Raw genomic sequence first — 19,751 nt, 5'->3', positions numbered from 1 at the left:
CTCATTTTGGTTTGAAATAGTGATTTTGTTTGAAATTGTTCATATTTTCGTCATTCCCGCGTAGGCGGGAATCCATTCAACAAGATACACCAGAATTTAATACAGAAGTGGATTCCCGCCTACGCGGAAATGACAAAAAATGTTACATATACAATCCAAGTCCTTTAGCTAAGGTAGTAGAAATGTCCTTACAAGAGAAATTCAGCCTCCCCTTACTAAGTTGGTTCGACCATTTTGGACGAAAGGATTTACCTTGGCAAAATCCTCGTACTCCGTACAGAGTTTGGATTTCTGAGATTATGCTTCAGCAAACTCAGGTGAAAACAGTGATTCCTTACTTCAACCGTTTCATGGACAATTTTCCAGAGATTTGGCACTTAGCTCGCGCGTATGAGGATGATGTTTTATCACTCTGGTCAGGCTTAGGTTATTACAGTCGCGCGCGCAATCTAATCAAAACGGCAAAAATTATTTACGAGAGGTACCAAGGGGAATTCCCACGTGATCTGCAGTTATTGATTTCATTACCAGGTATTGGGCCCTCAACTGCAGCAGCCATTACGTCGCAAGCATTTAATTTGCCCACGCCAATATTAGACGGAAATGTTAAGCGTGTTCTTTGTCGTTACTTTGCAGTAGATGGCCCTCCAAATTTAAGCTCAGTGCAACACCACTTGTGGGGATTAGCAAAGCAATGTATGCCAGATAAACGTTGTGCTGATTATACTCAAGCAATTATGGACTTGGGAGCCACCTGTTGTACAGCTAGAAAACCTGATTGCGCTATTTGCCCATTGCAAGAAACCTGTCTAGCTAAGCTGCAAAATCAAGTTGAACGTTATCCAAATAAAAAGATCAAAAAAAGCCTTCCCATTAAAGAACAGCTCTTTTTGTTACTATATACGGCAAAGGATGATATTTTCCTTGAAAAAAGACCCCCAGTAGGCCTCTGGGGTGGACTTTGGTGTATGCCTATCATTGACCCTGATACCTCTGCCGCAGCTCATATTAAAGAATTGTACAACTTTGATGCTACCCAGATTCAAGAATTGATGAGAATAAAACATTCCTTTAGCCATTTTCATTTACAGATAGCAGCGATAGCCATCCTCATCGCAGAACCTGAAGATAGAATAAGTGAATCCTCTGGAAAATGGATTAAGATCAGTGAAATTCATCGACTTGGACTCGCCAAGCCAACGATGAGCATTATTAACTATTTTCGAGAGAAACGGAATTTGGGCCGCGACGATTACTAAATGCCATAAAAATTAAGATAATACCAGCCAGAATTAATAAAACAATTTCTCCTGAATAGAGTTGAGTAATAGGAACATTTTTCCAGCGAGCCAATCCATAATAAAAGAAAATAATTACCGCCCCAGATAAGCTATTAAACAAAGATTGCACTCTGCCTTGGTAGTCCAAATCTGTCATCCCCTGCGCAAGTGTCGTTAACAACGCCCACGAGGAGAAAGAAAAACCAATAAAAAAATGATAAAAAGTAGCCCACGTCGGATTATGTGTATGGCTAAAGAGATAAAATGAAATAGCACCTAGCACTACTTGCCCAAAGATGACTTTTGATAGTGAAAACACCGTTGCCAGCCAAGGACTTATAAAACCACCTAAAATAATTCCAGCTGAGAGCATGGCTTCAAGCCAACCGAATTGCATTACATTGCTGTGTAATACTGATTTTGCAAAAGGTGCCAACAAGACGGGAGCAGTCATATAACAAATAAAAAAGAGCCCCTGGACTAAATAAATAAAGAGTACCGGTATGCGGCGAATGATATAACGCCATCCTTGAATAAATTGCATGAGAAATGATTCTTTCATGGTATTGGCCTTCCCATCCCTATAGTAAGGAATTAACAAAATAAGAAGAGTAGCCAGCAAGTAACAGGCTCCATTGATAATGAAGCAAGTTGCAAAGGACGTCTCAGCAAGAATTAGCCCAGCACTTCCCATCCCTAGAACAGCTCCCATCTCATAAGCGGTGTCCAACAAGGCATTAGCATATAACAAATCTTCTTCAGCAATGATTTCGCGCACAAATGTCATAGCCACTGGGATATATGCAGCTAGCAATGTCCCTATGACTGTTGCAAGAAAGTAGATTGCAAACGCCGAAATATAATTATGATAAGCAATGAAGGCAAAACCAAACAAACAAACAGCTCGCAAACCTACGGTAAGGAGAAGTAAGTGTTTTCTATTACAGCGATCCGCAAGAACACCCAAAAAAGGACCAAGTAATACATTAGGAAGCCAAAAACAAGCCATTAGAATCGCCGTTGAAACCACAGAGGCGTCAAACTTCATCAGCGCCCAGACCATAACTATGTAAGTTAGTCCATTGCCGAACATCGCGAGCATGCAACTTAGCATAAAATGCCTAAAAGCCGCATTTTTTAAAAGATAACGTTGTTTATTAAACATAATAATCGTTTTTGTTGAAGAGTGTTCAATCTTTGATGGAATCAAAGATTACACTGATGATGATTCAGGCCGATATCATCCAAATCAGCTCCTCTCATGCTGCCCTACTGTCTTCATCTCCGTCCTACGACACCAATCAAGCAGTGAACTGGATATTTTATCATGTCGTCAGTAATATGAAAAGTTTTTGAACATTATGCGTGGTTCATTCACCCGTAAAAGCTTATTGTGTTCGCCGATAAATGCAGTATTATCAGGTCTTAATCTTCTTGAGAGCCGTTATGATTCTTTTACTTCTGATAGTCAGTTTCATTGCTTTGTTGTGGGGAGCAAATAATTTGGTTACCGGAGCATCCGGAATTGCTGCACATTACCATCTGTCACCACTACTCATTGGCTTTACCCTAGTAGCATTTGGAACCTCGGCACCAGAAATTATGATCGCCATTACAGCCTCTCTCGAAGGAGTGACGGATATTACTATTGGCGATGCCATTGGAACTAACATAGCAAATATCGGCTTAGTGTTAGGGTTAACCGCTCTTATTAAGCCCATACGCGTTCAATCCACTCTACTGCGCCGCGAATACCCATTACTTTTTTTGGTCATGCTCTTTTCTTATTCTCTCATGTTGGATGGTTACTTGGGGATTTTGGATGGCTGTCTATTTTTGCTGATATGTTTATTGCTACTTAGTTATTTCATTTTTGTCACTCGTCAACAACGCCCGCAAAAACAATTAACTCTTGCTTTTCAGCACGCCATGTTAGCCAAATTTTCGCTAAGATCACATGTAATTAGTCTAGTACTCGGTCTTATTGTACTGCCCATCAGCGCCAAATATTTAATTAGCAGTTGCATTGAAGTTGGACATCTTCTTGGTGTAAGTGATTTGGTCATGGGTTTAACGCTTATCTCGATAGGAACCAGTTTACCTGAACTCGTAACATCCATAGTAGCGGTAATAAAAGGCTCAGATGATATCGCCATTGGTAATATCTTAGGTGCCAATATGTTTAACCTCGTCGCAGTTATGCTTTTCCCCAGTATTATTCATCCAGCGGCAATCAGTACAACCCTTCTGTGGAGAGATGTACCCGTAATGTTTGTGACTACTTTTATTCTTTTATGGATCAATTATCGCAATAAACAAAGGATGGCACGCTGGCATGGTGGAATTTTAATTCTGATTTATTGTTGCTATATGCTATCGATAATTATCAACGCTAGCATTTAAAATGACTTTTTAGAGATCGAATTACCGTGGCTTGACACGGTATCCATGGTCAAGCCACGGTAATTCGATATTGATTTGTCAAATTTAAAACTTGGAGGTCGAATATTAACAAATCAGCTAAAAATGGTATGGGGCTGTTGCTGTAGAATGGCAACAGCAGCAACTGCATCAGGTTGCCCAGCCCTTGCTGCCTTCCGAATCCAGTACCAAGCTCTTTTGCGATCTTCGATGACACCTTGACCGTAATAATACATATACCCTACCGCGTATTGGGCATCGGGCTGTCCTCTTTTGGCTTCTTTTTTAAGGCGAACAAAAGCTTTCCGATAATCTTGTACACGAAAACTTCTGATGCCTGCAGCCAGATTAGTATGATTGGTATGATGGGTATGACTTGCGCAGCCAAACTGAGTAAGACTTAGAATAATGGTCACCAGAGCTATGCGCAGCGAAAAAAGCATTCGTTTATTCCTCAATTAGCGGCTTAGCTGGAGCATCAAAGAGTAATTCATTTTTTGGCAAACTTAAACTCTCCAGGACTCCATTGTGCAAAACAACCACCCCATTTTCCGAAATTCGTTTGATAACAGCCCCACCAGGCAAAGTATCTCCAATCATGTAAATTTTCTCTTGTCCACCACCAGCACGGATTATAACCTGTGAATTCTCCTCTTTGTTAGAAAAAAGGATCCCCACAACCTCAACGTCCAGCATGGACTGTTTAATCTCAGCATCTGCCAAATTCGTCGGAACATAGGCTCCAAATAAAGGCCTAGTAAACAGCGGTGAATTACTCTGCAAACTTTCTCGGCCGCGAACACTCGTGATTTTCGTGGTGACTGTTACTATTTCCTGCGATCTAAAAAAGCTGACCATTTCCCAGAGAAAGAGGAAGCAAGCTACTAAAAAAATTAGCACAGCCGCTATTAATTTGGAATCTTGAGCTTCTAAAAAAAACTTGATATTTTTCATCATCTTAAATTCAACGAGAGCATGATTTTTGTCTTATTCATGCATATAACCCAACCGACAACAGGGCAACCGCATCTTATGGTTAAATTAATATCTATCTGACGTCATTGCGAACGAAGTGAAGCAATCAAGAACTGAATTTTAACGAGGCATCGATCTGGATTGCTTCACTTCGTTGGCAATGACGGCGAATTGTTTTAATTTTATTGTCATGCGTTTGCCCTGCAACCGACAACTATATAGCCCTCTTATCTTTCTCTGAAAGCATCAGTAATAGAACGTTGAATAGGCTTGAATAAATACTCTAATAACGTCTTTGAACCAGTAATAATATCGGCCTGAACAGTCATTCCTGATTTTAAAGATTTTTTTTGAGTTGGAGAACCTAAATATTGCTTTGCTAACTGAATTTGTGCTTTGTAATAAGGGTTTCCTTTTTCATCAAAAAAAGTGGAGGCAGAAATATTGCTTACTTGTCCGTCAATAGTACCAAAACGCGCGTAGTCATAAGTCAATATTTTAACTTTTACTTGAGCACCTGTCTTAATATAGCCTATATCTTGTGGTTGAATGCGACTTTCTGCAATGAGTCGTTCTCCTTCAGGAACAATCTCCATTAAAACATCTGCTGCTTTAGCTACGTTTCCTGGAAATACGGTGATTCCTTTTACTGTTCCAGCCATTGGAGCGCGGATATATGAACGTACTATCTGTTCTTGATATTTTTCTATCTTATGATCAACAGTCAATATATCAGCTTCAACCTTTGCTAATTGAGCTAAAGCCTCTTTCCTTGTAGTAGCTGTAATTTCTTGAAGCTTGTTTCCTGCTTCTTCTATAGCCTGTTTTGTTTGCGCTATTTTGCTATCTAACGTAGCGCCCTCCCCTTGAGATTGGTTCATTTCTCGCATAATCGTTAAATAGTCCTTACTAGAGATGTAAGATTTATTTTTAAGACCTTGATACATATTAAATTCTTCGGTCAATAATTTGATATGAACTTCCCAGATTTTCTTTTTATTAAGCAATTCTTTTAATTCTTCATTATGTTTCTCTAGGCTATTTTTAAGACCTTGTTGTATTTCCTCTAGCTCCCGATACTGTTCATTGAGTAAACGAACTTGATTGCCTACGAGAATATCGATCTCAGATTTTTGTTTGATCTGATTATATTTTGATTCGAGAAGTGTCTTTGTCCAGACACCAGCATTGGCCGGCTTATTATCCAAAAAGCTTTTGAGGCGTAAAGAATCAAGAAGCAAAGAAGTTTCATTACTTTCCAATTCATCCAGTTCAGCTCTTAATTCATTCGTTTTTAGCTCAATCAATAACTGATTTTTTTTAACGAAATCACCATCTTTAACCAATACTTTATTAACAATACCCCCTTCTAAATGTTGAATTACTTGAATCTGACCCTCAGGAACGAGTTGACCGTATGTGTTTGTTGTTTCGGTAATTGTGGCAAAAGCTGACCAAATGATTAAACTGAGTAGCAATATCGCAACCGTTATAAGCCCTTTCAGAATCAGCTTTGTATTGCTGGCTTCTTCTAAATAAGTTACATCGGAAATATATTGTAATTGCCTATAGTTTTGTAGTTCCTGATGTTCCATATCCGATGTCCACTATTTTTGAATAATTTGCAGTCTAGGAATAACTTCATTAGGGGGACCTTGTAATACAAGCTGCCCTTGATCCATTAAAAAAATCTTATCTACCTTACGCCAATGTGAAGGCCTGTGAGATACCATGATAACAGTTTTCTTCCCATGCAAAGAAGTTAGATACTTTATCAGTTGTTCATCTGCAACTTCATCTAAAGTATTCCCAGGCTCATCAAGTAATAATATCGGCGAATCGCGTAAATAGGCACGTGCTAAACATAAAGATTGAACGAAACTGGTTGATAAATTTTGTCGATTTTGATCATGTATTTTTGTCTTAAACTGTTCAGGCAGTTCAAGAATGGTATCCAAAATTCCTGCTTTTTTTGCAGCATTTGCTATGTCATCTTCACTTGCTACTGGATTGCCTAGTCGCAAATTGCTTTCGATAGTGCCAAAAAAGAGTTCAGGGTTTTGGGGCAAATAACCAACACTAGAACGCAAATCGATAGGATTTAACTGCCGTATATCCTGACCGTCAATTAAGATGGCTCCAGCTTGAGGTGCATATAATCCTAATAAAACTTTCAATATAGTGGTCTTCCCTGAACCATTTCGTCCTGTAATGACAACAAAGCTTCCCGCATCGATAGAGAAAGTAACACCGAGTAGACTGGGATTGTAAGCATTCGGATAACGCATACTTACACGCATAAAATCAATATCACCACGAAAAACAATCCTTCCCTTTTTGACCTGAGCGATTTGAGTGGCCTCAGATGGCAAACTCATTAATTTTTCAATTTGATGCACGCTCGTATTTAATTGTAAAAGTCTAGGAAGTGAGGTCACTATGGATTTCATGGGACTTAGAATTCGCCATACAATCATCATAATACCGAGCAATTCGCCTACATTGATACTTCCATTCATCGCTTTTAATGCACCAATAGCGAGGACAGTTATACCTGAACTCATTAAAATAAATTCAGAAATTGTGTTATTGATAGCGTCATAAAAAGTAAGTTTAATATTTGCCAAGTTTGTTTTAGCGGAGGCTTCGCGATACCTTTGACTCCAATCTCGAACTCGATTGGTGTATTTAATGACTCTCAGTGATTCAATGGATTCAAGTAAAAACTCTTGTAATGAAGAGAAATTTTTTGCAGATTCAAGAATTGTTTGATTGATTTTAATGGAAATCAGATAGGAACTTAAAAGGAATAACAGCAGAGCTGCCAAAGGAATAAAAGCGAGGCTACCGCCTAAGAAAGCAATCAAAGACAAACCAATCAAAATAAATGGCAAATCAAAAAAAACATTGAGCATTGGACCAGAAACGAATTCGCGCAATCTATCAAAATCTTTTATTCTGGCAATTTGTGCCCCTACAGTCGCTGTTTCCGTATATGAGGGAGCAAGATATAAAAGTTGGTCCATTATTTGGTTACCAATTGCTGAATTAAAATATGCACCCAATAAGGACAGATGTTGCGCCCTGATTTTATAAATTAAAGACATCCCCACGAGAGCTAATATAATTCCTATAACAAACTCGCTCAGCATTACATAAGAAGAAGCATTTATTACATAGTCATAAATAGCTATTACAAAAATGGAGGTGGATAACATCAGCAAATTTAGAATAAAACTCAGAAAAAGGGCGCTGTATAATAAAGCCTTATTTCTCTTTACTGAGCTCCAAAACCAACCCCCACCATGGGTGGAGATCTCAATTTTTTCTTTGGATTTAAAAATATATAGCGTACCTTTTTGAAAGTACTCTTGAAACTTCTCTTCTTCAATGACTTGCAGTTGGTTAAGTTGTCCATTAAATAACTTATAGTTAAAACCAGAACGTTCTAGAAGAACAAATACTTCATCACGCTCAGTAACAAGAAGAGCGGGTAAAATACGCTCGTCAATCCCAGATTTACTTAGACCGAGGTTTTTAATATCAAATTGCAAATTCTCGAAAACCTCAAGAAAAACTCTTAGAGAGTTAATTTCAGAAAAATGAGGTAATGATTCTTGAAGTTGTCGATAATTGCCTTGCCAATTTAAGGCATCCAGTAAAGGCATTAAGCTATTGGCATAGGCAGGTTTATTTTTCATAACGGATGACACTAGTATCGGGTTCAGTTATCAATTGTAATTTCCCATTTTCCAAGACATAACTTCTATGAGCCATGGCAATGACTGATGGACGATGAGAAACTAATATCATGGTATGCTTATCCCGCAGGCTTTTTAGCAACTCAATGATTCTTCTATCACCTTCAATATCAATAGCTATATTAGCTTCATCAAACAATATTATTTTTGGATCAGAAATAAGCGCCCTTATAATGACGATGTACTGCATAAGACCACGCGGCAAAGTAGCTGCTGCTTGGTATCCAACCTTTGTTTCATAACCATCTGGCAGTTGCTCAATGTAATTAGCAAGACCTGTCTGACGTGATAAGAATCTAGCTTTTACATCATATTCTTCCCTGAACATCGTTAAATTTTGTAGAATTGTTCCTTTAAATAGAATAGCCTGTTCAGCCATATACCCAATAGCATGGCGTAGGCTTTCCGGACTCAGTGAAACAATATCTTTCCCATCAATTAAAATACGACCACTCGTTGGAGTATTTAATTTCAGTAATAATGATAAAAGAGTGCTTTTCCCACTTAAGCCTTCCCCGGTGATACTGATGGTTTCTAGAGGCTTAATTTTTAAATTGATGTCCTTAAGAATAAAATAATCTTTATCTGAGTAGCGAAAACTTAAGCCATCCAATTCTAATTCTCCCTGAACATCTCTAAGCGTCTCCATTCCAGAGGTATATTCTGGCACCATCGTCATTATTTTCTGCAACTCTTGGTGAGCAATCCTGATTGTTTGTAATCTTCCCCACATGCTCAGCAGGGAATTAACAGGTTGAAGACATTGACCTGCTAGTAAAATACATGCGGCCAAAATACCTACGCTTAAAGTGCCACTGAAGACCAAGACGCTACCTAAGCCTGCTACAAGAACGATAGTCGCTTGAGAAAATATAATACTATCCGATATTAAGATTGCGCTTCCTTGGGTGATTTGATAATCGAAAGCAGATGAGGACTTTTGTAATCGTTCAAAACGCCGCAACATTTGTGCTTCCATGGTAGTGGATTTTATGGTGTGGATTTTTGATAACGTTTCTACAATAAAATTTAGCCGCCGTTCATCATGATCTTGGCGCTTCATTAATTTTTTCTGTAGTAGGTTCGTGCTGTTTAAAGTTGTAATAAAAGCAATCGCAATAATAAACATAGGAGCTAGAACTAACCAACCGGCCACATAAGTAATAAGAGCTAGGTATAGGAAGATAAAAGGCACATCGACTAATGTAATTAAAGCTTGCCCGGCATAAAACTGCTTTAGTGAACTCAGGGCGGTCATACGCTTTAAATGCCTACCACTACCCTCTTTTTCATAAAATGATAATTTACATTGCAGTAAACTATCGAAGGCTTTACAACCAGTGTGGTGCTCAAATTTAGCATCAGCCCATGCTCCCACATATGAACGAACTATTTTCAGAATAGCGCTCAAAATAAGTGAGCCAAAAACTAATATGGTAAGCCAAATTAAGGTACCAATGGATTGGTGAGGGATAATTCGATCATAGACCTGTAATAATGTGAGTGGAAAAATTAAGTTTAAAATGTTTATTATCAAACTTGAGAGTAGAACGCTATAAACAATTTTCTTGTCATTTTTCCAAGCCCCCATTAATAAAGAAAATCCTGAATCCTTTAGCCAAATCTTTATCCAAGAAAATTTGCTGAGCCAATCATAAGGCTTTTTTGCCCTCACTCCCTTCGCATCCAGATGCATTCAATAATAATCCTTTCTTATTATTTAGGGACTTTAGGGACGCTCCCTAAGACCAACGAATTTGATCAATATCAGTAAATGTAGCCATACTTCCATCAGCAAGAGTAATTGTACCACTTGCATTACCTTCAGTGAAAGTGACTGCTTTGTCAACTATTGTGTATGTGGCTTCTGTTTGTAGGAGCCAATCACCCCGTGCTTCAATAGAGTTAGCTGGTCCAGTAGTCGCATCAGTTAACTGAACTGTGTCTACCCAGCTGCCTCCGTCTTGTGTATCGGTACCGCCATATAATACATCGCTATCACTGTTTAAACCAAAGGTAAACAAGTCATTGCCTGCTCCACCCATCAACGTATCATTCCCAGCACCTCCACTCAAAGTATTGGCATTGGTATCGCCTAAAAGAGTATCGCTATATTTCGAGCCTGTGATATTTTCAATACTGGTAAATGTATCTCCGTGGGCTTCTCCGCCACTTCCTATACCCGTACTTAGATTAACTGAAACCCCCATGGTTGAACCCGTATAGGAAGCTGTGTCACTGCCTTCTCCTCCGAGCAAAGAATCCTCGCCAGCTCCACCTTCTAAAATGTTATCACTTCTGTCACCTATTAATGTATCTCCAAAAGAAGAGCCTTTGATATTTTCAACATCTTGCAAGCTATCGCCCATACTGGAAGTGCCCGTTGTTAAATTTACTGTCACCCCACTAGCAGAGTCCTCGTAGGAAGCTGTGTCAACGCCTGTGCCACCACTAAGGATATTACTTCCCGAGCCTCCGAGGAGAACATCGTCTCCGGCACCACCAATCAATTGATCGTTACCTTCACCGCCCCAAAGGGTATTATACCCACTGTTACCTTCAAGGATATCAGCATATTTAGAGCCTCGAATATTTTCAATGCCACTTAAGATATCGCCTGTAGCATCTCCTCCAGTGTTTGATCCAGAAGATAGATTGACTTTTACCCCAGCTAAAGAATAGGAATAATCAGCCGTATCCATTCCGGTTCCTCCTGAGAGATAATCTGCGGCCCCACCACCAATTAGAATGTCATCACCTGCACCACCACTAATAATATCACTAGACTCGGTACCTCTTAGCGTGTCATTGCTAGAGCTACCTTCCATAAACATTCCTCCTTGGGCCATATCCTTAAGAAGACTATGGTAAATATCCCATCCAGCTGCTTGATTCTGGGATTGCCAGGCTATAACAATGCTGCCATCCGTAAGCTCTGTTAGCGTTGGGAGATTCTGATCATTTGCATTATGAACATTTATTCTAAACTCATCGCCAGCTTTGCTGCCATCCGCATTAAATTCTTGTGCAAAAACCCCATATTTATCTGAGCCACTTTCTACTGAACTCCAAACAACCATGTATCCTCCTGATCTAAGAGCAGTAACGGCTACATTATCCTGATTTCCAGTTGTTGTTGTGTTTATTCTTGTTTCAACACCTACTGCAACCCCATCTGCGTCAAACTGTTTGAGATAAATTTCTTTACTAGAGCCCACTGTTGATTCATACGTGACAACAAAATTGCCATTTTCAAGAACAGTAACTTCTGGATTATTCTGGTTGCTACCCACAATTGTATTAACTATGAAATTACTACCTATAAAACCTCCAAGACTGGATGAGTCGATAGAAATTAATTGTGCTTTGATATCATAACCATTGCTTGAATTTGCATTATCTTCCCAAGTAATAACAACTTTATCCCCCACCTGGGAAATACTTGGGCGTTGTTGATTATTAGATAAATTGGTATTAATTCGAATTTCATTCGTTAATGCTGTTCCTGAACTATTAAAGAAGCGTGCATAAATATTCGGAGCACCGGATTCAACAGATTCCCAAACAACAGCAATCTTTCCATCATCTAACACAATCACCTGACTATTCTGTTGATTGCCTGAGGTTGATTGATTAATTCTAAATTCACTACCACCTACACCATTGCTATTAAAAACACGAGCATAAACACCTGTACCACTGCTATCCAAAGCACCTGATGCTGAATCCCAGGTTGCAATAAATCCTGAAGAGGTTGTAGCAACACTTACATTTTGTTGGTTACCAGAAGTTGAGCTATTAATACGAAATTCGCTTCCAATTTTTGATCCAGCGTCATTATAAATTTGACCATATACTCCAGTGGTATCACTAGCTCCTCTTCCTTCCCAAGCAACAACATAACCTCCGCCAGACAAAGCTGTTACTACGGGATCACTTTGATTACTATTGGTCGTGGTATTTACAAGTGCTTCATTTGCAGGTGTAAATTCAAACCTACGTTCATGAATGTTTATAGCAACAGTTGCTGTGTTACTTGTTCCACCTAAAGGATCAATGACCTTATATGTGAAACTATCTGTTCCATAATACCCTGGATTTGCTGTGTAGCTAAATGAACCATCTGTATTTAAAATGAGTTGACCATGTGCTGTGCCCGTGACCACGTTAAAAGAAAGACTATCCATGCCGTGGTTGCTATCTGCATCGGTAGCATATAATTGACCTAAAATATTTTGTCCCTCACCTAAGCGTAAGACGCTCGCAGTTGCTACCGGGTTATCATTAACACCAACTATATTACTAATTGTTAGCGTCGAGGTGGTCAATCCACCGTATTGATCAGAAACAGCATACTCAAAGGTCTCACTTACAGATTTCCCGGCACCCAGATAAGCAGTAGCATCAGGATTAACAGTATAAGTAAAACTACCATCAGGTTCCCATGTTAATTGGCCCCAAGCTCCTATGCTTGTGCTATTGTTTGAATTATTTATCCAGGCAAGATTTAATTGATCACCGATATCTACATCCCTATCATTACTAAACAAATTTCCAGATACTGATTGAGCGGCATTTAAGCTTACTACATCTGCAGTAGCAATCGGCAAATCATTTGTGCCTTTGATGGTGATAACAACGTTTTGATTGGTACCGTCCACTGTTTTAACCGTGAAGGTTTCCGTTAAGCTGCCATTGGCTGGCAAGCGTTGTATGGCTTCTTGACTGTTATCAGCACTATAAGACCATTCACCTTCGGCATCCATGCTAAAGCGACCATAAGTCCCTGCAACGTTCTCTTGTGCAATGAACGCGGCTTCGCCCGTATCCACATCGCTGATCGTCAAACGACCCCCGGTGGTTAAAAGGGCTGCCCCTTCTTCACTGACCAACCCTGCAGCTGCACCTGCAATCACCGGTAAATCATTGGTGCCTTTGATGGTGACCGTGATGGTTTGATTGGTGCCATCAACGGATTTGACGGTGAAGGTTTCCGTTAAGCTGCCATTGGCTGGCAAGCGTTGTATGGCTTCTTGACTGTTATCAGCACTATAAGACCATTCACCTTCGGCATCCATGCTAAAGCGACCATAAGTCCCTGCAACGTTCTCTTGCGCAATGAATGCGGCTTCTCCCGTATCCACATCGCTGATCGTCAAACGACCCCCAGTGGTTAAAAGCGCTGCCCCTTCTTCACTGACCAGCCCTGCCGTGGCACCCGCAATCACCGGTAAATCATTGGTGCCTTTGATGGTGACCGTGATGGTTTGATTGGTGCCATCAACGGATTTGACGGTGAAGGTTTCCGTTAAGCTGCCATTGGCTGGCAAGCGTTGTATGGCTTCTTGACTGTTATCAGCACTATAAGACCATTCACCTTCGGCATCCATGCTAAAGCGACCATAAGTCCCTGCAACGTTCTCTTGTGCAATGAACGCGGCTTCGCCCGTATCCACATCGCTGATCGTCAAACGACCCCCGGTGGTTAAAAGGGCTGCCCCTTCTTCGCTGACCAGCCCTGCAGTCGCTCCCGCAATCACCGGTAAATCATTGGTGCCTTTGATGGTGACCGTGATGGTTTGATTGGTGCCATCAACGGATTTGACGGTGAAGGTTTCCGTTAAGCTGCCATTGGCTGGCAAGCGTTGTATGGCTTCTTGACTGTTATCAGCACTATAAGACCATTCACCTTCGGCATCCATGCTAAAGCGACCATAAGTCCCTGCAACATTCTCTTGTGCAATGAACGCGGCTTCGCCCGTATCCACATCGCTGATCGTCAAACGACCCCCGGTGGTTAAAAGCGCTGCCCCTTCTTCACTGACCAGCCCTGCCGTGGCACCCGCAATCACCGGTAAATCATTGGTGCCTTTGATGGTGACCGTGATGGTTTGATTGGTACCGTCTATTGTTTTAACCGTGAAGGTTTCCGTTAAGCTGCCATTGGCTGGCAGGCGTTGAATGGCGGCTTGGCTATTATCGGCGCTATAAGACCATTCGCCCTCGGCATCAACGCTGAAGCGACCATAAGTCCCTGCAACATTCTCTTGTGCAATGAATGCGGCTTCGCCCGTATCCACATCGCTGATCGTCAAACGACCGCCGGTGGTTAAAAGCGCTGCCCCTTCTTCACTGACCAGCCCTGCAGTCGCTCCCGCAATTACTGGTAAATCATTGGTGCCTTTGATGGTGACCGTGATGGTTTGATTGGTACCGTCTATTGTTTTAACCGTGAAGATTTCCGTTAAGCTGCCATTGGCTGGCAGGCTTTGAATGGCGGCTTGACTGTTATCGGCACTATAAGACCATTCACCTTCGGCATCCATGCTGAAGCGACCATAAGTCCCTGCAACGTTCTCTTGCGCAATGAATGCGGCTTCTCCCGTATCCACATCGCTGATCGTCAAACGACCCCCAGTGGTTAAAAGCGCTGCCCCTTCTTCACTGACCAGCCCTGCAGTCGCTCCCGCAATCACCGGTAAATCATTGGTGCCTTTGATGGTGACCGTGATGGTTTGATTGGTGCCATCAACGGATTTGACGGTGAAGATTTCCGTTAAGCTGCCATTGGCTGGCAAGCGTTGAATAGCGGCTTGGCTATTATCGGCGCTATAAGACCATTCGCCCTCAGCATCAACGCTGAAGCGACCATAAGTCCCTGCAACATTCTCTTGTGCAATGAATGCGGCTTCGCCCGTATCCACATCGCTGATCGTCAAACGACCCCCGGTGGTTAGCAAGGCTGCCCCTTCTTCACTGACCAGCCCTGCAGTCGCTCCCGCAATTACTGGTAAATCATTGGTGCCTTTGATGGTGACCGTGATGGTTTGATTGGTACCGTCTATTGTTTTAACCGTGAAGATTTCCGTTAAGCTGCCATTGGCTGGCAAGCGTTGTATGGCTTCTTGACTGTTATCAGCACTATAAGACCATTCACCTTCGGCATCCATGCTAAAGCGACCATAAGTCCCTGCAACGTTCTCTTGTGCAATGAACGCGGCTTCGCCCGTATCCACATCGCTGATCGTTAACCGACCCCCGGTGGTTAAAAGCGCTGCCCCTTCTTCACTGACCAACCCTGCAGCTGCTCCCGCAATCACCGGTAAATCATTCGTGCCTTTGATGGTGACCGTGATGGTTTGATTGGTACCGTCTATTGTTTTAACCGTGAAGGTTTCCGTTAAGCTGCCATTGGCTGGCAGGCGTTGAATAGCGGCTTGGCTATTATCGGCGCTATAAGACCATTCGCCCTCGGCATCAACGCTGAAGCGACCATAAGTCCCTGCAACATTCTCTTGTGCAATGAATGCGGCTTCGCCCGTATCCTCATCGCTGATCGTCAAACGACCGCCGGTGGTTAAAAGCGCTGCCCCTTCTTCACTGACCAGCCCTGCCGTGGCACCCGCAATCACCGGTAAATCATTCGTGCCTTTGATGGTGACCGTGATGGTTTGATTGGTACCGTCTATTGTTTTAACCGTGAAGATTTCCGTTAAGCTGCCATTGGCTGGCAAGCGTTGTATGGCTTCTTGACTGTTATCAGCACTATAAGACCATTCACCTTCGGCATCCATGCTAAAGCGACCATAAGTCCCTGCAACGTTCTCTTGTGCAATGAACGCGGCTTCGCCCGTATCCACATCGCTGATCGTCAAACGACCGCCGGTGGTTAAAAGCGCTGCCCCTTCTTCACTGACCAGCCCTGCAGTCGCTCCCGCAATTACTGGTAAATCATTGGTGCCTTTGATGGTGACCGTGATGGTTTGATTGGTACCGTCTATTGTTTTAACCGTGAAGATTTCCGTTAAGCTGCCATTGGCTGGCAAGCGTTGTATGGCTTCTTGACTGTTATCAGCACTATAAGACCATTCACCTTCGGCATCCATGCTAAAGCGACCATAAGTCCCTGCAACGTTCTCTTGTGCAATGAACGCGGCTTCGCCCGTATCCACATCGCTGATCGTCAAACGACCCCCGGTGGTTAAAAGGGCTGCCCCTTCTTCGCTGACCAGCCCTGCAGTCGCTCCCGCAATCACCGGTAAATCATTGGTGCCTTTGATGGTGACCGTGATGGTTTGATTGGTACCGTCTATTGTTTTAACCGTGAAGGTTTCCGTTAAGCTGCCATTGGCTGGCAGGCGTTGAATGGCGGCTTGGCTATTATCGGCGCTATAAGACCATTCGCCCTCGGCATCCATGCTAAAGCGACCATAAGTCCCTGCAACGTTCTCTTGTGCAATGAACGCGGCTTCGCCCGTATCCACATCGCTGATCGTCAAACGACCGCCGGTGGTTAAAAGGGCTGCCCCTTCTTCGCTGACCAGCCCTGCCGTGGCACCCGCAATCACCGGTAAATCATTCGTGCCTTTGATGGTGACCGTGATGGTTTGATTGGTACCGTCTATTGTTTTAACCGTGAAGGTTTCCGTTAAGCTGCCATTGGCTGGCAGGCGTTGAATAGCGGCTTGGCTATTATCGGCGCTATAAGACCATTCGCCCTCGGCATCAACGCTGAAGCGACCATAAGTCCCTGCAACATTCTCTTGTGCAATGAATGCGGCTTCGCCCGTATCCACATCGCTGATCGTCAAACGACCGCCGGTGGTTAAAAGCGCTGCCCCTTCTTCACTGACCAGCCCTGCCGTGGCACCCGCAATCACCGGTAAATCATTCGTGCCTTTGATGGTGACCGTGATGGTTTGATTGGTACCGTCTATTGTTTTAACCGTGAAGGTTTCCGTTAAGCTGCCATTGGCTGGCAAGCGTTGTATGGCGGCTTGACTGTTATCGGCACTATAAGACCATTCACCTTCGGCATCCATGCTGAAGCGACCATAAGTCCCTGCAACATTCTCTTGTGCAATGAATGCGGCTTCTCCCGTATCCACATCGCTGATCGTTAACCGACCCCCGGTGGTTAAAAGCGCTGCCCCTTCTTCACTGACCAGCCCTGCAGTCGCTCCCGCAATTACTGGTAAATCATTGGTGCCTTTGATGGTGACCGTGATGGTTTGATTGGTACCGTCTATTGTTTTAACCGTGAAGGTTTCCGTTAAGCTGCCATTGGCTGGCAGGCGTTGAATAGCGGCTTGGCTATTATCGGCGCTATAAGACCATTCGCCCTCAGCATCAACGCTGAAGCGACCATAAGTCCCTGCAACATTCTCTTGTGCAATGAATGCGGCTTCGCCCGTATCCACATCGCTGATCGTTAACCGACCCCCGGTGGTTAAAAGCGCTGCCCCTTCTTCACTGACCAGCCCTGCAGTCGCTCCCGCAATTACTGGTAAATCATTGGTGCCTTTGATGGTGACCGTGATGGTTTGATTGGTACCGTCTATTGTTTTAACCGTGAAGGTTTCCGTTAAGCTGCCATTGGCTGGCAGGCGTTGAATAGCGGCTTGGCTATTATCGGCGCTATAAGACCATTCGCCCTCAGCATCAACGCTGAAGCGACCATAAGTCCCTGCAACATTCTCTTGTGCAATGAATGCGGCTTCGCCCGTATCCACATCGCTGATCGTTAACCGACCCCCGGTGGTTAGCAAGGCTGCCCCTTCTTCACTGACCAGCCCTGCAGTCGCTCCCGCAATTACTGGTAAATCATTGGTGCCTTTGATGGTGACCGTGATGGTTTGATTGGTACCGTCTATTGTTTTAACCGTGAAGGTTTCCGTTAAGCTGCCATTGGCTGGCAAGCGTTGAATGGCTTCTTGACTGTTATCAGCACTATAAGACCATTCACCTTCGGCATCCATGCTAAAGCGACCATAAGTCCCTGCAACATTCTCTTGTGCAATGAATGCGGCTTCGCCCGTATCCACATCGCTGATCGTTAACCGACCGCCGGTGGTTAAAAGCGCTGCCCCTTCTTCACTGACCAACCCTGCAGCTGCTCCCGCAATCACCGGTAAATCATTCGTGCCTTTGATGGTGACCGTGATGGTTTGATTGGTACCGTCTATTGTTTTAACCGTGAAGGTTTCCGTTAAGCTGCCATTGGCTGGTAAGCGTTGAATGGCTTCTTGACTGTTATCAGCACTATAAGACCATTCACCTTCGGCATCCATGCTAAAGCGACCATAAGTCCCTGCAACGTTCTCTTGCGCAATGAATGCGGCTTCTCCCGTATCCACATCGCTGATCGTCAAATGACCACCAGTGGTTAAAAGCGCTGCCCCTTCTTCACTGACCAACCCTGCAGTCGCTCCCGCAATCACCGGTAAATCATTGGTGCCTTTGATGGTGACTGTGATGGTTTGTGGTGTACCATCCACCGATTTGACGGTGAAGGTTTCCGTTAAGCTGCCGTTGGCTGGCAGGCGTTGTATGGCTTCTTGACTGTTATCGGCACTATAAGACCATTCACCTTCGGCATTCATGCTAAAGCGACCATAAGCCCCTGCAACATTCTCTTGCGCAATGAATGCGGCTTCGCCCGTATCCTCATCGCTGATCGTCAAACGACCGCCGGTGGTTAAAAGCGCTGCCCCTTCTTCACTAACCAACCCTGCAGCCGCTCCCGCAATCACCGGCAAATCATTGTTTTCATCTCTCATATCTGTGGAAGTTTGCACCTCAACTTCATTCGAGGCTGCGAGGGATTCTGCAAGGGATTCTAGGGTCAAATTTTCTGTAATTGGTAAAGATGCTGTTGGAGAAGCATTTTCTTCTAAAATCAATTTAACTTGAATATCATCTGCAGGCTCTTGGGATGCGCTAGAAAAATGCAATTTGTTGGTCACGTAAGCACTGCTTCGTGCAGCTTCATCCGGAGAATAACTATGAAAAGAACTCTCATTGTTATAAAAAAAATCCTCATTGACTGGTAAATATCTGTTATGGGAGAAGGACTCCACTGAATCAGTATCACTAAATGAAGGCCGCGAAACGACTCCTTTATACTCGGAAATACTAAAGGTTTCATTATCAAGATTGGGAACGCTTGAAGACAAATTTTTATCATATGTACCAGCTTTGCTACCTTGGTGAATATTGGCAAAAAAATTATCTAAATTGGGTGTGTGCTCAGGTAAGTTTGGTTGGTGCTTACCAGTAGGAATAGTCTTTAATTTGGTAATTTCTTGATCTTGAAAGAAAAGCTTATAGTCAAGGGTACTATCAAAATGATAATTTAAGTTTTTAATTTCCATACTTCTCTCTTCAAATTTAATCCCCTAGTCTATTTTTTAGTATTCTTAAATTAAATATAGCATGCGTCCTGCGGAAAGATCTTAATATAAAAATATAGACTACAAGAGGGATTATTTCCCTGATAAAAGTGACAACAATTCATCGCTGAGTTCACAGTAAT

9 protein-coding genes are annotated in these 19,751 nt (G+C 42.7%); 2 read left to right on the top strand and 7 right to left on the bottom strand.

The features are described from left to right. Positions 1–182 precede the first annotated feature (182 nt). A complete protein-coding gene (gene mutY, locus CKV79_RS04625; protein WP_035916399.1) occupies positions 183–1,259 on the top strand; it encodes an A/G-specific adenine glycosylase in 1,077 nt (358 codons plus the stop codon). Here the strand turns inward: mutY and CKV79_RS04620 are convergent. Then, on the bottom strand, positions 1,213–2,445 hold the full coding sequence (locus CKV79_RS04620; protein WP_028374395.1) for an MFS transporter: 1,233 nt from the start codon (positions 2,443–2,445) through the stop codon (positions 1,213–1,215). The genes mutY and CKV79_RS04620 overlap by 47 nt on opposite strands. 281 nt (positions 2,446–2,726) lie before the next feature. Between CKV79_RS04620 and CKV79_RS04615 the strand changes: the two genes are divergently transcribed. Continuing rightward, entirely contained in the window at positions 2,727–3,683 is a 957-nt protein-coding gene (locus tag CKV79_RS04615) for a calcium/sodium antiporter (RefSeq protein WP_028374396.1), read from the top strand. Between the two features lie 113 nt (positions 3,684–3,796). Here the strand turns inward: CKV79_RS04615 and CKV79_RS04610 are convergent, their stop codons facing one another. The 6 genes from CKV79_RS04610 to CKV79_RS04585 form a co-directional block, all read right to left on the bottom strand. Then, positions 3,797–4,144 carry a tetratricopeptide repeat protein gene (locus CKV79_RS04610; protein WP_028374397.1) on the bottom strand — a complete coding sequence of 116 codons (348 nt, stop codon included), beginning with the start codon at positions 4,142–4,144 and terminating at the stop codon, positions 3,797–3,799. A 4-nt stretch (positions 4,145–4,148) separates the two neighbouring features. Next, on the bottom strand, positions 4,149–4,658 hold the full coding sequence (locus tag CKV79_RS04605) for a type II secretion system protein N (protein WP_028374398.1): 510 nt from the start codon (positions 4,656–4,658) through the stop codon (positions 4,149–4,151). Positions 4,659–4,903: 245 nt separating this feature from the next. Then, positions 4,904–6,271 (bottom strand): HlyD family type I secretion periplasmic adaptor subunit, encoded by a 1,368-nt coding sequence (locus CKV79_RS04600; protein WP_028374399.1) that lies wholly within the window; start codon positions 6,269–6,271, stop codon positions 4,904–4,906. 12 nt (positions 6,272–6,283) lie between these two features. Continuing rightward, positions 6,284–8,377 (bottom strand): peptidase domain-containing ABC transporter, encoded by a 2,094-nt coding sequence (locus tag CKV79_RS04595; protein ID WP_035916402.1) that lies wholly within the window; start codon positions 8,375–8,377, stop codon positions 6,284–6,286. Further along, positions 8,367–10,133 (bottom strand): peptidase domain-containing ABC transporter, encoded by a 1,767-nt coding sequence (locus CKV79_RS04590; RefSeq protein ID WP_051546342.1) that lies wholly within the window; start codon positions 10,131–10,133, stop codon positions 8,367–8,369. Before CKV79_RS04590 ends, CKV79_RS04595 begins: the two co-directional genes overlap by 11 nt. A gap of 46 nt (positions 10,134–10,179) precedes the next feature. Further along, positions 10,180–19,590 (bottom strand): VCBS domain-containing protein, encoded by a 9,411-nt coding sequence (locus tag CKV79_RS04585; RefSeq protein WP_095141726.1) that lies wholly within the window; start codon positions 19,588–19,590, stop codon positions 10,180–10,182. Between the last annotated feature and the right edge of the window lie 161 nt (positions 19,591–19,751).

The sequence above is a fragment of the Legionella lansingensis genome, from assembly GCF_900187355.1.
Lineage (GTDB): Bacteria > Pseudomonadota > Gammaproteobacteria > Legionellales > Legionellaceae > Tatlockia > Tatlockia lansingensis.
The sequence above is the reverse complement of the archived record's forward strand: the minus strand, read 5'-3'. Positions and strand labels throughout refer to the sequence as shown.

Excerpts from the sequence above, each read along its gene's own strand:
- mutY (WP_035916399.1), top strand. The coding sequence starts at position 183 with ATGTCCTTACAAGAGAAATTCAGCCTCCCCTTACTAAGTTGGTTCGAC.
- CKV79_RS04620 (WP_028374395.1), bottom strand. The coding sequence starts at position 2,445 with ATGTTTAATAAACAACGTTATCTTTTAAAAAATGCGGCTTTTAGGCAT.
- CKV79_RS04615 (WP_028374396.1), top strand. The coding sequence starts at position 2,727 with ATGATTCTTTTACTTCTGATAGTCAGTTTCATTGCTTTGTTGTGGGGA.
- CKV79_RS04610 (WP_028374397.1), bottom strand. The coding sequence starts at position 4,144 with ATGCTTTTTTCGCTGCGCATAGCTCTGGTGACCATTATTCTAAGTCTT.
- CKV79_RS04605 (WP_028374398.1), bottom strand. The coding sequence starts at position 4,658 with ATGATGAAAAATATCAAGTTTTTTTTAGAAGCTCAAGATTCCAAATTA.
- CKV79_RS04600 (WP_028374399.1), bottom strand. The coding sequence starts at position 6,271 with ATGGAACATCAGGAACTACAAAACTATAGGCAATTACAATATATTTCC.
- CKV79_RS04595 (WP_035916402.1), bottom strand. The coding sequence starts at position 8,377 with ATGAAAAATAAACCTGCCTATGCCAATAGCTTAATGCCTTTACTGGAT.
- CKV79_RS04590 (WP_051546342.1), bottom strand. The coding sequence starts at position 10,133 with ATGCATCTGGATGCGAAGGGAGTGAGGGCAAAAAAGCCTTATGATTGG.
- CKV79_RS04585 (WP_095141726.1), bottom strand. The coding sequence starts at position 19,590 with ATGGAAATTAAAAACTTAAATTATCATTTTGATAGTACCCTTGACTAT.